Source organism: Cupriavidus pauculus, assembly GCF_003854935.1.
GTDB lineage: Bacteria > Pseudomonadota > Gammaproteobacteria > Burkholderiales > Burkholderiaceae > Cupriavidus > Cupriavidus pauculus_C.
In genome coordinates this window covers 2,028,590-2,042,891 of sequence record NZ_CP033969.1, presented here as the reverse complement: position 1 = coordinate 2,042,891, position 14,302 = coordinate 2,028,590, and the positions used below count along the sequence as shown (strand labels likewise).

At 68.2% G+C, this 14,302-nt stretch carries 14 protein-coding genes and 1 tRNA gene; 9 read left to right on the top strand and 6 right to left on the bottom strand.

Annotated features, from left to right (window positions below; translation table 11 throughout):
• Window positions 1-16 precede the first annotated feature (16 nt).
• The 4 genes from moaA (at window position 17) to EHF44_RS11145 (ending at window position 3,597) form a co-directional block, all read left to right on the top strand.
• Window positions 17-1,141 (top strand): GTP 3',8-cyclase MoaA, encoded by a 1,125-nt coding sequence (gene moaA, locus EHF44_RS11160; protein ID WP_124683802.1) that lies wholly within the window; start codon window positions 17-19, stop codon window positions 1,139-1,141.
• Window positions 1,141-1,740 carry a molybdenum cofactor guanylyltransferase MobA gene (mobA, locus tag EHF44_RS11155; protein ID WP_124683801.1) on the top strand — a complete coding sequence of 200 codons (600 nt, stop codon included), beginning with the start codon at window positions 1,141-1,143 and terminating at the stop codon, window positions 1,738-1,740. Before moaA ends, mobA begins: the two co-directional genes overlap by 1 nt.
• Before the next feature lie 24 nt (window positions 1,741-1,764).
• Entirely contained in the window at window positions 1,765-3,051 is a 1,287-nt protein-coding gene (gene moeA / locus EHF44_RS11150) for a molybdopterin molybdotransferase MoeA (protein WP_124683800.1), read from the top strand.
• A 264-nt stretch (window positions 3,052-3,315) separates the two neighbouring features.
• Window positions 3,316-3,597, top strand: coding sequence for a hypothetical protein (locus tag EHF44_RS11145; protein ID WP_124685079.1), 282 nt, complete (start codon window positions 3,316-3,318; stop codon window positions 3,595-3,597).
• 84 nt (window positions 3,598-3,681) lie between these two features.
• Here the strand turns inward: EHF44_RS11145 and rmuC are convergent, their stop codons facing one another.
• From rmuC to EHF44_RS11115, 6 genes are all read right to left on the bottom strand, one after another.
• Window positions 3,682-5,043, bottom strand: coding sequence for a DNA recombination protein RmuC (rmuC, locus tag EHF44_RS11140; RefSeq protein ID WP_124683799.1), 1,362 nt, complete (start codon window positions 5,041-5,043; stop codon window positions 3,682-3,684).
• Between the two features lie 23 nt (window positions 5,044-5,066).
• The gene (locus EHF44_RS11135) at window positions 5,067-6,062 is read right to left on the bottom strand and encodes a 2-hydroxyacid dehydrogenase (protein ID WP_124683798.1); all 996 of its coding nucleotides are present in this window, start codon (window positions 6,060-6,062) and stop codon (window positions 5,067-5,069) included.
• Window positions 6,063-6,067: 5 nt separating this feature from the next.
• A complete protein-coding gene (locus tag EHF44_RS11130; RefSeq protein ID WP_124683797.1) occupies window positions 6,068-7,498 on the bottom strand; it encodes a sodium:proton antiporter in 1,431 nt (476 codons plus the stop codon).
• A gap of 200 nt (window positions 7,499-7,698) precedes the next feature.
• Window positions 7,699-8,385 (bottom strand): LutC/YkgG family protein, encoded by a 687-nt coding sequence (locus tag EHF44_RS11125; RefSeq protein ID WP_124683796.1) that lies wholly within the window; start codon window positions 8,383-8,385, stop codon window positions 7,699-7,701.
• Between the two features lie 51 nt (window positions 8,386-8,436).
• Window positions 8,437-9,612: a nicotinate phosphoribosyltransferase gene (gene pncB / locus EHF44_RS11120; RefSeq protein ID WP_124683795.1), complete on the bottom strand. Its 1,176-nt coding sequence runs from the start codon at window positions 9,610-9,612 to the stop codon at window positions 8,437-8,439.
• Window positions 9,613-9,714: 102 nt separating this feature from the next.
• The gene (locus tag EHF44_RS11115) at window positions 9,715-10,263 is read right to left on the bottom strand and encodes a hypothetical protein (protein ID WP_124683794.1); all 549 of its coding nucleotides are present in this window, start codon (window positions 10,261-10,263) and stop codon (window positions 9,715-9,717) included.
• 426 nt (window positions 10,264-10,689) lie between these two features.
• Between EHF44_RS11115 and fdxA the strand changes: the two genes are divergently transcribed.
• The 5 genes from fdxA (at window position 10,690) to EHF44_RS11090 (ending at window position 14,204) form a co-directional block, all read left to right on the top strand.
• Window positions 10,690-11,013: a ferredoxin FdxA gene (gene fdxA, locus EHF44_RS11110; RefSeq protein ID WP_061957871.1), complete on the top strand. Its 324-nt coding sequence runs from the start codon at window positions 10,690-10,692 to the stop codon at window positions 11,011-11,013.
• 141 nt (window positions 11,014-11,154) lie between these two features.
• The gene (locus tag EHF44_RS11105; protein ID WP_124683793.1) at window positions 11,155-12,258 is read left to right on the top strand and encodes an NAD(P)/FAD-dependent oxidoreductase; all 1,104 of its coding nucleotides are present in this window, start codon (window positions 11,155-11,157) and stop codon (window positions 12,256-12,258) included.
• Window positions 12,259-12,499: 241 nt separating this feature from the next.
• Window positions 12,500-12,575, top strand: a tRNA-Asn gene (locus EHF44_RS11100).
• 144 nt (window positions 12,576-12,719) lie between these two features.
• Window positions 12,720-13,559 (top strand): AraC family transcriptional regulator, encoded by an 840-nt coding sequence (locus EHF44_RS11095; protein WP_124683792.1) that lies wholly within the window; start codon window positions 12,720-12,722, stop codon window positions 13,557-13,559.
• Between the two features lie 24 nt (window positions 13,560-13,583).
• On the top strand, window positions 13,584-14,204 hold the full coding sequence (locus EHF44_RS11090) for a LysE family translocator (RefSeq protein ID WP_124683791.1): 621 nt from the start codon (window positions 13,584-13,586) through the stop codon (window positions 14,202-14,204).
• The last annotated feature ends 98 nt before the right edge of the window (window positions 14,205-14,302 follow it).

The following is a 14,302-nucleotide window of genomic DNA, read 5'->3' as shown; positions in this document are numbered from 1 at the left end:
GCGGCCCCACTCTGCCATGACCGACACTGTCATCCCGATCTTCGACCTGCGCGACCATCGATACCGTTCGATGGTGCCGAGCATTCCGTCGCGCCTGATGGCGCCGACCGGGCTCGTTGCCGACACGCGGGGCCGGCCGCTGCACGACCTGCGCATCTCCGTCACCGACCGCTGCAACTTCCGCTGCGTCTATTGCATGCCGAAGGAAGTGTTCGACAAGGACTACACGTTCCTGCCGCACTCCGAACTGCTCAGCTTCGAGGAAATCGAGCGGGTGGCCCGGCTGTTCGTGGCGCAGGGCGTGGAAAAGATCCGGCTGACCGGCGGCGAGCCGCTGCTGCGCAAGAACATCGAACGGCTCGTGGAAATGCTGGCGCGCATCGAGACCGCGTCCGGCAAGCCGCTGGACCTGACGCTGACGACCAACGCATCGCTGCTGGCCCGCAAGGCGCAGTCGCTGCGCGACGCCGGGCTGACGCGCGTGACGGTCAGCCTGGACGCGATCGACGACACCACGTTCCGCAAGATGAACGACGTGGACTTTGCCGTGCGCGACGTGCTGCACGGCATCGAGGTGGCGCAGGCCGTGGGCCTGGCGCCGATCAAGGTCAACATGGTGGTCAAGCGCGGCACCAACGACCAGGAAATCGTGCCGATGGCGCGGCATTTCCGGCACAGCGGCATCATCGTCCGGTTCATCGAGTTCATGGACGTGGGCGCCAGCAACCACTGGCAGATGGACGAGGTGCTGCCGTCCGCCGACGTGGTGCGCCGCATCGACCAGGCCTTCCCGCTGGAAGCCGTCCAGGCCAACTATTCGGGCGAGACCGCCCAGCGCTGGCGCTACCGCGACGGCGGGGGCGAGATCGGCGTGATCTCCAGCGTCACGCACGCCTTCTGCGGCGATTGCAGCCGCATCCGCCTGTCCACCGAGGGCCGGCTCTACCTGTGCCTGTTCGCCACCGAAGGCTACGACCTGCGCGCGCTGCTGCGCGGCGGCCACAGCGACCTGGCCATTGGCAACGCCATCGCGCAGGTCTGGCAGGCCCGCACCGACAACTATTCCGAGCAGCGCAGCGACCCGGCCATTCGCGCGGCGCGGGCCGAACGCAAGATCGAGATGTCGTACATCGGCGGCTGATGATTGCGCGCGACGACATCACGGGCCTGATCCTGGCCGGCGGCCGAGGCAGCCGGATGGGCGGCACCGACAAGGGCCTGCAGCCGTTCCGGGGCGTGCCGCTGGTGCGCCACGTGCTGGACCGCCTGGCGCCGCAGGCCGGCCCGCTGCTGATCAATGCCAACCGCCACCCCGACCGCTACGCCGCGTTTGGCGTGCCGGTCATCGCCGATACCATGCCCGACTTTGCCGGTCCGCTGGCCGGCATGCTGGCCGGGCTGGCCCACTGCCGCACCGGGTGGCTGGTCACGGTGCCCTGCGATACGCCGTTCCTGCCCGATGACCTGGTGCAGCGGCTAGCCCGCGCCATCGACGCCGAAGGGGCCGAGCTGGCCGTGCCGGTGACGACCGAGCCCGACGGCCAGCGCCGCCTGCAGCCCGTGTTCTGCCTGATGCCGGCCGCGGCCGCCGCCAGCCTGCGCGCCTACCTTGATGCGGGCGACCGCAAGATCGAGCACTGGGTCACCCGCCAGCGGCTGGCGCAGGTGCCGTTCGACGACGCCATGGCATTCGCCAACTTCAACACGCCCGACGAGCTGCGCCAGCACGAGGCGCCCTGACACTTCTTCCCCGGTCCTCCCGCCATGCCTTCGCTGCAATCCGTGATTTCCTGCCAGTCCGACTATGACCCCACCGCGTTGCCGGTGGATCAGGCCAACGCGATCATCGCCGGCGTGCTGGAGCCGGTGCAGGGCGTGGAGCAACTGGCCATCCGCGCCGCGCTGGACCGCGTGCTGGCCTACGACGTGATCTCGCCGATCGACGTCCCGCCGCACGACAACTCGGCCATGGACGGCTACGCGTTCGCCGGCCAGGCGCTGGCGGGCGCCGGCGGCAACATCGCGCTGGAAGTCATCGGCACGGCCTACGCGGGCACCGCCTTCAACGGCGAGGCGCAGGCCGGCCAGGCCGTGCGGATCATGACCGGCGCCACCCTGCCCCCCGGCTGCGATACCGTGATTCCGCAGGAACTGGTCGAGGTCCAGGCCGGCGGCAACCTGGTGCGCTTTGCCGCCGACGCCGTGCGGGCTGGCGACAACCGCCGCCAGCGTGGCGAGGACCTGTCGCGCGGCCAGGCCGCGTTGCGAGCCGGGCGCATCCTGACGCCAGCCGACCTGGGCATGCTCGCGTCGCTGGGCGTGGCCGAGGTCAAGGTGCGCCGCCGGCTGCGCGTGGCATTCTTCTCCACCGGCGACGAACTGCGCTCCATCGGCGAGCCGCTGGACCCTGGCTGCGTCTACGACTCGAACCGCTACACGCTGCACGGCATGCTGCGCCGGCTCAATGTGGACCTGATCGACATGGGCGTGGTGCGCGACGATCCGGCCGCCATGGAAGCCGCGTTCCGCAGCGCGTGCGAGACCGCCGACGCCATCATCACGTCGGGCGGCGTCTCGGTGGGCGATGCCGACTATACGAAGCAGATCATGGACAAGCTCGGCGAGGTCACGTTCTGGAAGATCGCCATGCGCCCGGGCCGCCCGATGGCCTTTGGCCGGATCTCGTCGAACGGCCATGACGCGGTGCTGTTCGGCCTGCCTGGCAACCCCGTGGCCGTGATGGTGACGTTCTACCACTTCGTCCGGGGCGCGCTGCACCGCCTGATGGGCGCCGATGTCGCGCCGCTGCCCCGCATCCGCGTGCGGACGACCACGCCGATCCGCAAGAAGCCGGGCCGCACCGAGTTCCAGCGCGGCATCGTCGCCGCCGGGCCCGACGGCGACCTGCAGGTGCGGCTGACCGGCGAGCAAGGCTCGGGCGTGCTGCGGTCGATGAGCGAGGCCAACTGCTTCGTCGTACTCGACCACGACCAGGGCCCGGTGGCCGCCGGCGACACGGTGCAGATCGTGCTGTTCGACGGCCTGATCTGACCGCCGCAGGTGCCGGCGCGACCGGCCCCGATCCGGCACATCGGCATGAATGAGAAGGATTCATACCGGCGCGCGATGGGCCTGCACGGGGCGCCATCGCGGCCCCGGCGCACGGTGTCGTTTTTGTGCCGCACTCTTTGCGCGAAAGCACCGCATGCAGCGGGATTTGCCTCATCCGTTTGGGGGGCGGTCTAGGCGTCGCAAGCCCCAATCGCTACACTTGCAGCACGAAAATCCGAACCCCCCAATATCTTGTCCGTCGTCATGCACCAGGAGATCGCGTACCTCCATCCCGTCAAGACTGCCCGCGCGCTCGTGCTCGTGTACCTGTGTTTCTCGGTGCCGATCGTCGCCATGGGCCTGTTCGTCGCCTTCGTGCGTTACGGCGACCTGCCCGGCATTGCCGTCTTCACGGCCCTGATCCTCAACGCGCTGATCGGCTTCGGCCTGCTGTGGCTGGGCTGCCTGGCCTACAACTGGGTGGCCGCGCGCTTTGGCGGCATCGAGGTCCACGTCCGCGAACTGAGCCCCGAAGACCGCGCCTGAGCGACCGGACCGCGCCGGACCGCCCTGCCCCGGGCCTGCCGGCCCGGTCTTGACCCGCCGGCGCCGTGCCGGCTGTGTCGCGATCTATTCCCGCCCCGTATCGTCTTCCGGCGCCGCCGCGTCGCCGGCCGGCGTACCGATCCCCAGCGTTCCCGACGCCGCCGTTCCCAATAGCTGTTCCGCCATTTCGCCTGGCAGGGCTTCCACGGTGCGCAGCTTGCGCTCCATCTGGCGTGTCCGGACTTCGGCCTGTTCGATGTTGCGCGCCGCGCGCACCAGCGTGTCGCGTGTCTTGGCCAGGACCTCGCCGAACTTGCCAAACTCGGTCTTGACCGCGCCCAGCACCTCCCACACCTCGCTCGAACGCTTTTCCAGCGCCAGCGTGCGGAACCCCATCTGCAGGCTGTTGAGCAACGCCGTCAGCGTCGTCGGCCCGGCCACGGTCACGCGGAAATCGCGCTGCAGCAGGTCGGTCAGGCCCGGCCGGCGCAGGACCTCGGCGTAGAGCCCTTCGGTCGGCAGGAACAGAATGGCAAAGTCGGTGGTGGCCGGCGGCGCCAGGTACTTCTCGGCAATCGTCTGCGCCTCGCGGCGCACGGCCACTTCGAGCTCGCGGCTGGCCAGCTGGACGCCGTCGACGTCGCCCCGCTCCTGCGCGTCGACCAGCCGCTCGTACTGGTCTTTCGGAAACTTCGCGTCGATGGGCAGCCAGACCGGGCTGCCGCCGACCTCGCGCCCCGGCAGCCGGATCGCGAACTCCACGCGCGCGCCCGAACTCTGGACGGTCTCGACGTTCTTGCTGTACTGGTCCGGCGTCAGGATCTGTTCCAGCAGCATCGCCAGTTGCACCTCGCCCCAGGTGCCGCGCGTCTTGACGTTGGTCAGCACGCGCTTGAGGTCGCCCACGCCCTGCGCCAGCACCTGCATCTCGCCCAGCCCGCGGTGCACCTGCTCCAGGCGCTCCGACACGAGCTTGAACGACTCGCCCAGCCGCTGCTCCAGCGTGGCGTGCAGCTTCTCGTCGACGGTCCGGCGCATTTCCTCCAGCTTGGCCGCGTTGTTGGCCTCGATGTCGCGCAGCTTCTGCTCCAGCGTGGCGCGCACGTCGGCCAGCCGCCGCTCGTTGGCCTCGGACATCTGCGCAAGCTGTTGCTGCTGCACCGTGGCGATGCTGGTCAGCTGCGCCGAAAGCTGTTGCTGGAAGCGCAGCATCTGCTGGCCGGCCTCGCTGCGGCTGCCGCGCGCGTTGTCGGCCAGTTCCGCGCGCAGCTCGCGCTCCAGCCGCTCCAGCCCGCGCGCGGTGTCCTCGCGCACGTCGTCGCGCAGGTCGCCCAGCATCGGCTGCAAGTCGCCCGGCGCGTGGCGCGACAGCCGCACCAGCAGCACGGCCAGCAGTATCACGGCCGCCACGGCGGCGACCAGGGTCAGCAAGGGTATCAACGTCATGAAAACTGGCGATCCGGGTGCCGTCAGCGGCGGCGCGACATGACCTCGGGGTTGATCACGGTGGGCGGATGGCCGGCCTGCGGCCCGGCATCGAGCGCGGCGATCAGGTTGTCGGCCGCCAGGTTGGCCATGGCGCGGCGCGTCTTCTCCGACGCGCTGGCAATGTGCGGGGTCAGCACGACGTTCGGCACCGTCAGCAGGTCCGGGTGGACGCTCGGCTCGCCCTCGAACACGTCGAGGCCGGCCGCGAAGATCTTGCGCTCGCGCAGCGCGGCGGCCAGCGCCGCGTCGTCGACGATGCCGCCGCGCGCCAGGTTGATCAGCGTGGCCGTCGGCTTCATCCGCGCCAGTTCGGCGGCACCGATGGCATGGTGGCTCGCGGGGCTGTACGGCAGCACCAGGATCAGGTGGTCCGACTGCGCCAGCAGTTCGTCCTTGCTGACGTAGCGCGCGTTCAGCGACTGCTCGACGTCGGCCGGCAACTGGCTGCGGTTGTGATAGAGCACCTGCATGCCGAACCCGGCCGCACGGCGCGCCAGGCCCTGCCCGATCCGCCCCATGCCCAGGATGCCGAGCGTGCTGCCGTGGACGTCCATGCCGACGAGCATGTCGTAGCTCCAGCGCTCCCACTTGCCGGCGCGCAGGTAGTGCTCCGATTCGGTGACCCGGCGGGCCGTGGCCATCAGCAGCGCCCAGCCAAAGTCCGCGGTGGTCTCGGTCAGGACGTCGGGCGTATTGGTCGCCACCACGCCGGCCGCCGTCAGCGCCGGCACGTCCAGGTTGTTGTAGCCCACCGCCATGTTGCAGACCGCCCGCAACTGCGGCAGCGCGGCCACGAGGTCGCCGTCGATCCGGTCGGCGGCATTGGCCAGCACGCCGGCCTTGCCCGCCAGCCGCGCACGCAGCGCCGCCGCGTCCAGCACCAGGTCTTCCTGGTTGGCGTCGACGTCGAAGTACTGCGCCAGCTTGGCGATCACGTCGGGGAAGATCGCGCGCGTGACAAGGATGGAGGGCTTCATGGCAGTCATACGTGGAAGAAAAGGAAGGTCATCACCAGGAACAGCGGCACCAGCACGCCGCAGGACCACGCCATGTAGCCGAAGAAGCTCGGCATGCGCACGCCGCGGCTTTCCGCAATCGCCTTGACCATCAGGTTGGGCGCGTTGCCGATGTAGGTGTTGGCGCCCATGAACACGGCGCCGGCCGAGATCGCGGCCAGCGTGGACGCGTCGCGCGTCATCAGCGTGGCGGCGTCGCCGCCGGCCGTGTTGAAGAACACCAGGTAGGTCGGCGCGTTGTCCAGGAACGACGACAGCAGGCCGGTGGCCCAGAAGTACATGCTGTCGATCGGCTGGCCGTTGCTGTCGCTGACCGCCCGGATCACGCCGGCGAACGCGCCGTCGGTGCCGGCCTTGAGCATGGCGATGACCGGGATGATCGTCAGGAAGATGCCCGCGAACAGCTTGGCCACCTCCAGCATCGGCTCCCAGTTGAACTCGTTGCCGCTGCGCGCGGTGCGCGGCGTGGCCAGCAGCGACACCAGCGTCACCCCCACCAGCAGCACGTCGCGCACCAGCGCCGGCAGCGTCACGTCGGTACCCATCACGTCGAACGAGATGCCGGGCTTCCACAGCCCGCTCATCAGCACCAGCCCCACCACGGCCAGCAGCAGCAGGAAGTTGATCTTGCCGTCGATCCGCAGGCGGGTGGAATCGGGCGTCGGGTCGTGCGCCGGCGGCAGTTCCTCCTCGCGGTTCAGGTAGTAGTGCCGGTCGATCACGTAGAAGATGATCAGCAGCGCCACGCAGATGAACAGCGTCTCCGGAAAGATGTTGCGCAGCGTCCACGAGAACTCCACGCCCTTCAGGAAGCCCAGGAACAGCGGCGGGTCGCCCAGCGGCGTCAGCGAGCCGCCGGCGTTGGCCACCAGGAAGATGAAGAAGACCACCACGTGCGCCACGTGGCGCCGGTTGTCGTTGGCGCGCAGCAGCGGGCGGATCAGCAGCATGGCCGCGCCCGTGGTGCCCATCAGGCTGGCCAGGACCGTGCCCAGCGCCAGGATGCCGGTGTTGAGCCGGGGCGTGCCGTGCAGGTTGCCGCGCACGCAGATGCCGCCGGCCACCACATAGAGCGACGTCAGCAGGACGATGAACGGCACGTACTCGCCCAGCAGCGCATGGATGACGTTGGCCGCCGCCGCGTGCAGGCCGAACTGGGCCGCGAACGGCACCAGGAACAGCAGCCCCCAGGCCGCCGCCACCTTGCCGTAGTGGTGGTGCCAGAACTTCGGCGCGAACAGCGGGAACAGCGCGATGGAGAGCAGGACGCCGGCGAACGGCACGCCCCAGATCGGCGACAGCGTGGCGCCATCGAGATCGGCCGCGTGGGCCCATGCGGGGCACAGCAGCATCGTGGCGAACAGCATTTGAGGTAGCAGCGTGACGACACGTCGCATCGGGCAGGTTTCTCCTTCATCGCAACGCGGCCCATGCTGGGCATGGGCCGCAGGACCGGCGGCAAGGCGCGCGCGTCCGGGCAGGGCCCAGGGCGTTCGGGACGTCGGCACGCGGGAAAGGGGCCAGTGTAAAGCAAAGCCCCTGGAGAAAGGTCTGAAAGTGCACCAGCCGGAGCGCGACTGGCGCAAACCCGTATGCGTCAGTCCTGGTCGACCAGGATCACGTGCACGCGGTACGGGCCGTGCGCGCCCAGCACGATGGTCTGCTCGATGTCGCCCGTGCGCGACGGCCCGCTGATGATGTTGGTGGCGCGCGGCAATTGCCCGTGCTCGGCGCGCATCCGGGCGAACGCTTCCTCCATGTTGGCGACGATGCGGCCTACCGGCACCACGGCGATATGGGTTTCAGGCAGCAGCGCGGCCGACGCGTAGGTGTCCGGCCCGGACAGCAGCATCAGCGACCCGGTCTCGGCGATGGCCACGAAGCAGCCCGTGATGCCGACAAGGTCGCCATGGTCGCGATCGGCCTCGGCGTCGCGCAGCGGCGGGCGGCACGCCACGTCCAGCCCCTGTTCGGTCCACGGCAGGCTGCCCAGCGCGGTCCACGCCACCGCGCGGCGGGCGAGCTGCAGGCCGTCGAGATAGCGCGCCACCGCGCCGGGCACATCGGCCATCGTCGCCACGCGGTCCACCGTCGACGCCATCCTGCGCGCCTGCACGGCGAACGCTTCGGCGCGGTCGTCGGGCACCGGCGGCTGCGGGCCCTGCGGGTGCCGGGCCAGGTAGTCGGCCACGGCGTCGCGCTCGCCCTGGGTCACGGCCGGCCCCCTGCCCTGGGCGGCGCGGATGCGGGCGAAGATGCGGTCACGGGCGGCGTTGGTTTCCATGGTCGGGGGCGGATGGCGGTCGGTGGATCGGATACGTTGGTCGCGGGCCGGTCAGGCCGTCTTCACTTCGAACACCTGACGCAGGTAGGCCAGGTAGCCGGGGTCGTCGCACATGGTCTTCTCGGGCGTGTCCGACAGTTTGGCCACCGGCTGCCCGTTGCAGCGGACCATCTTGATCACGATCTGCAGCGGCGTGTAGCCCAGGTCGTTGGTCAGGTTGGTGCCCACGCCGAACGCGAGCTTGCAGCGGCCCCGGAAGCGTTCGTACAGCTCGATGACCTTCGGGATGTGCAGCGCGTCGCTGAAGATCAGCGTCTTGCCGCGCGGGTCGACGCGGTTGGCGGCGTAGTGCGCGATCATGCGCTCGCCCCACTCGAACGGGTCGCCCGAATCGTGCCGCACGCCGTCGAACAGCTTGCAGAAGTACAGGTCGAAATCGCGCAGGAAGGCGTCGAAGCCATAGGTATCGGACAGCGCGATGCCCAGGTCGCCGCGGTACTCGCGCGCCCAGTTCTCCAGCGCGTAGACCTGCGAGTCGCGCAGGCGCGGCCCCAGGGCCTGGCACGCCTGCAGGTATTCGTGGGCCATGGTGCCCAGCGGCGTCATGTTGTGCAGCCGGGCAAAGTGAACGTTGCTGGTGCCGGCAAGCTGCGGGCCCAGCACGGCGCGCATCGACAGCAGCACCTCTTCCTGCCAGTCGCCGGAAAAGCGGCGGCGCGTGCCGTAGTCGGCGATCACGCAGTCGGCGTACGGCGACGCCTTGAGCAGCGCCAGCTTGGCCTCCAGCCGGCGGCGGCCCTCGGTCAGGTCCGGCTGCGGCTGCGTGCGGCGAAAGTAGACCTCGTTGACGATGGCCAGCAGCGGAATCTCGAACAGAATCGTGTGCAGCCACGGCCCGCGGATCGTGATGTCGATCTCGCCGTTGCCGCCGGCCGACGGCTGGACGACCACGTACTTCTCGTTCAGGTGGAACAGCGCGAGGAAATCGACGAAATCGCTCTTGATGAAGCGCATGCCGCGCAGGTATTCGAGTTCGTCGTCGGTAAAGCGCAGCTCGCAGAGCTGGCGCAGTTCGTCGCGGATCTCGTCGACATAGGGCGTCAGGTCCACGCCGGCGTTGCGGCACTTGAAGCGGTACTCGACCTGGGCCTGCGGGAAATGGTGCAGGACCACCTGCATCATCGTGAACTTGTACAGGTCGGTGTCGAGCAGGGAGCGGATGATCATAGCGAAGCCAGGGCGGGGGCGTGGCAGAGTCAGGCCACCATGCTAACCGAAAGTCACGTGCCGCATGCGCGGCAGCCCGGGCGCGGCAAGGGTCTTGCCCGCTCAGCCGCCGTCGAGGCTGCGCAGCGCGGACGGGGCGCCGTGTGCCGGCGATTGCGGCTGCAGGCACCAGCGCCGCTGGCCGGCATCGTCGGCACAGGTCACCAGCGTGGCCCGGGTGCGCGGCACGGCGTGCGGCAGCGGATCGGAGAACTGGGCGGAGGCGACCATGATGCGCTCCTGGTAGACCGGCTGCCCGGCGCGGTCGAAACGCAGGACCTGGACCAGCGTGTCGGGCGACGGCTGCAGGTCCTTGTCGCACGGCAGGAAGCCGTCGCGGTTGCAGTTGGCCATGGCCATGCCCGCCGGGGTGCGGACGACGCTGAAGCTGTCCCAGTCGAACGCGGTCAGCGCGGGCAGCGCCACCGGCTGGTCGGTCCGGGCGCGCCATGCCACCAGGCGCGACACGACGCTGTCGGCCATCTTGTCGGCCTTCATGTCGGCCTTCATGTCGGCGACCCTGTCGGCCTGGGCGCCGGCCGGCACCACGGCGCCCAGGAGCATGGCGCCGGCAACGAGGCCGGTCAGGGTCACGGTCAGGCGGGCTGGCATGGGGATGACTCGCGCAAGTTTGCCTCCAATCATTCGGAACGCCGGGGTTGGGTCGACCGCCAACTGGCGAAAAAGCCACGTGTGGCACAGGGACATAGTAGTCCGTGCGCCCGCCGCCTGCGCGCCCGTTCCGCCCGAATCTGGCGCCAAACCGGCCCCGCAGGCCGCGCCGGGGCCGGTTTCGCACCGAAAGTACATAAAGAAATAAGAAAACTATCTGACCCGGCTATATAGACTGGCTATCCTTGCGAGAAGGCTCAGCTACAATATCGGTCTTTGAAAGGCCTCGGCCCTCGCTCGCCCCAAGTTATCCCGATTGACACGCGCGGCCATCGACGTGTAACGGACAGCTCGCAGAGCGGCTGGCAAGAATCCGGCCCTGGACAATATCCCCATCGAAGACCGATCCGTTTTTCTGGAACCGAAATGACTCACGTTGTCACCGAATCCTGCATCCGTTGCCGTTACACCGACTGCGTTGATGTGTGTCCGGTCGATTGTTTCCGCGAAGGCCCGAACTTCCTGGCCATCGATCCCGACGAATGCATCGACTGCGCCGTGTGCGTGGCCGAATGCCCGGTGAACGCGATTTACGCCGAGGAAGACGTGCCGGGCGACCAGCAGCAGTTCATCGAACTGAACGCCGAGCTGGCCCGTAACTGGCCCTCCATCACCAAGACCAAGGCCCCGCTGGCCGAGGCCGAGGAATGGAAGGACGCCACCGACAAGCTGCAATACCTGCAGCGCTAAGAAAAGACTGACGCGACAGGCGGCCATTGCCCCCGCAGCCGCTGCCGGGACGCGCCGGCAACGCGTCACAGAAAGCCGTCCCCACGCGCGCTTTCCCGTAATACCGGGCACCGGACGTGCCCACAACGTATCAGGACGAATATGGACTTGAGCATTCCAAATCCCGTGGCCGACGCGACCCAGCAGGCGGGCGGCAACACCGGCGGCCAGCCGCTGGAAATCGACGCGCTGATCGTGGGCGCGGGGCCCGTTGGCCTGTTCCAGGTGTTCGAACTGGGTCTGCTCGAAATCAAGGCGCACGTGATCGACTCGCTCAAGGTGGTGGGCGGCCAGTGCGTGGAACTGTATCCGGACAAGCCCATCTACGACATCCCGGCCGTGCCCATCTGCACGGGCCAGGAACTGACCGACAACCTGCTCAAGCAGATCGAGCCGTTCTCGCCCACGTTCCACCTGGGCCAGGAAGTCAGCGTCGTGGAGCGCCGCGAGGACGGCCGCTTCTACGTCGAGACGTCGCTCGGCACCCGCTTCATCACCAAGACGATCTTCATCGCCGCCGGCGTGGGCTCGTTCCAGCCGCGCACGGTCAAGGTGGAAGGCATCGACAAGTTCGAGGGCAAGCAGCTCTTCTACCGCGTGAAGGAGCCGGCCCGCTTCCACGGCCGCAACCTCGTGATCGTCGGCGGTGGCGATTCGGCGCTGGACTGGGCGCTGGACCTGCACGGCAAGGCCGAGTCGATCGTGCTGATCCACCGCCGCGACGGCTTCCGCGCCGCGCCGGCGTCGGTGGCCAAGATGCGCGAGCTGTGCGACCAGATGGAAATGCAGTTCATGGTCGGCCAGATCGGCGGCTATGAAGAGAAGGACGGCGTGCTGACCGAGATCAAGGTCACCGGCGGCGACGGTGTGACGCGCCGCATGCCGCTGGACGACCTGCTGGTGTTCTTCGGCCTGTCGCCGAAGCTGGGCCCGATCGCCGAATGGGGCCTGGAACTGGAGCGCAAGCAGATCAAGGTGGATACCGAGAAGTTCGAGACGAACATCCCGGGCATCTTCGCGGTGGGCGACATCAACACCTATCCGGGCAAGAAGAAGCTGATCCTGTCGGGCTTCCACGAGGCCGCGCTGGCCGCGTTCGGCGCCGCGCCGTACATCTTCCCGGACAAGAAGATCCACATGCAATACACCACGACCTCGCCGAAGCTGCACAAGGTGCTGGGCGTGGAAACGCCGGTGTTCGACTGAGCCAACGGCCTGGTCGCAGGAAAATCGCCTCCGGGCGATTTTTTTGTTTGCACAAAAGAAAAAGCTGGCTATAATGCGGCCTCGCTGTTGAACACGGCAACGCAGCATCCGGCGGAAACGCCCACTGCAGGCCGGTTTCGAGGCGAACCAGAGTTTGGGAAACAGCTTCTGACGCAAACAAAACGTTAAAAAGTTGTTGACGAAACGAAGAGAAGCTGGTTATAATTTCTTTCTCAGCTGTTCCCCGATAGCTCAGTCGGTAGAGCGCCGGACTGTTAATCCGTAGGTCCCTGGTTCGAGCCCAGGTCGGGGAGCCAACCGATAGAAGAGGAAGGCCGATGCGAAAGCATCGGCCTTTTTTTTTCCGTCCCCGTTTCACCCTCCTCCGCACAAACGTTCCAGAACGACCGGCGCGATCCCGCTATGATGGATCGCCGCAGACCCCGGACCAGGACGCCGCAGTGAGCCCCCAAAGCTGGATCGAACTGAAACAGGATGCCGAAACCGGCATCGAGACGATTCGCGCCCATTTCGAAGGCCACGCCTACGACCCGCACTGGCACGACAGCTATCTCGTCGGCTACACCGAAGCGGGGATCCAGCAGTTCCGTTGCCGCGGGCAAGTCCAGCACAGCATGCCCGGCAAGGTGTTCACGCTGGAGCCCGGCGAGATCCACGACGGCGACGCCGTGGCGCCCGAGGGCTTCACCTATTCGATGCTCTACGTCGATGCCCAGTGGATGACGCGCGAACTGGGCGCGCTGTTCGACCACGCGCCCGCGCACGGCCAGCCCGGCTTTCCGCAGACGCTTGGCGAAGACCCGCTGCTGATCGACGCCATCCGCCACGCCTTCGCGGTGCTCCAGCAGCCCGAGCTGCGCATCGTGCGACAGTCGGCGCTCGACGCCCTGCTGGCCCGGCTGACGGCCAAGTTCCAGTGGCGCGCGCAGCGGGACATCGATCCCAGGCTGCCGCTTGTCGCCCAGCGGGCCCGCGACTACCTGCACGATCACCTCGACGAAGACATCGGACTCGACACGCTGGCAGCCACCAGTGGCGTCGACCGCTACCGCCTCACCCGCGCCTTCAAGGCCGCGTTCGGACTGGCGCCGCATGCCTACCTGGTGCAACTGCGGCTCTCCCGGGCCCGCCACATGCTGGCGCGTGGCGCGACGCCGGCCGACGTGGCCGTGGCACTGGGCTTTGCCGACCAGAGCCATCTGGGACGCTGGTTCCGCCGCGCCTATGGCCTGACCCCGGCCCACTACCGCCGGCGCTGCTCAAATCTTCCAGACGCCTAGGCGCGCGGCCGCAACAATGGCCGCATGCTCGAAACCCTGCCCCTCCTCCCCTTCCTGATGTTTGCGGTCGTCGCCTCGATCACGCCCGGGCCGACCAACGTCATCGTGCTGAGCCACAGCGCCCGGCGCGGCGTGCTGGCCACGGTGCCGATCATCCTCGGCGCCTGCGGCGGCGCGGCGCTGCTGGTGCTGGCGGTAGGCATCGGCCTGGGCGGCGCGCTGGCGGCGCATCCGCAGATCCAGCACGCGATGGCGTGGATTGGCGTCGGCTGGCTCTCGTGGCTGGCGTGGCAGATCTGGCGCGGCCCGGCGGCCGGGATCGATGCCGGTGACGCGGCCTCCACTAGCGCGCGCCGCCCGCTGGGCCTGGCCGGCGCGGCCGGGCTGCAGGTGGTCAATCCCAAGACGTGGATGATGGCGCTGGCCGTCGTCAGCGTGTTCGCGGGTGACGGGGCCGATTCGTCACACCGCGTGGCGCTGCTGTCGCTGCTGTTCTTCGTCGTCTCACTGCCGTGCATGACCACATGGGCGCTGCTGGGCGCCGGTGCCGCGCGGCTGATCCGCTCGCCCCGGCACATGAAGCGCTTCGAGCGTCTCATGGCGGTGGTGCTGGCCGCCTCTGCCTGGGCCACGCTGTTGCCTTGATGCAAACCAGTCGACAACCTGTGGCCCCGGCCGCAATCTGGTGTATGATCTTGGATTGCCCTGAATGGCTTGACTCCCGTCCGGTATACCTGTAAAAG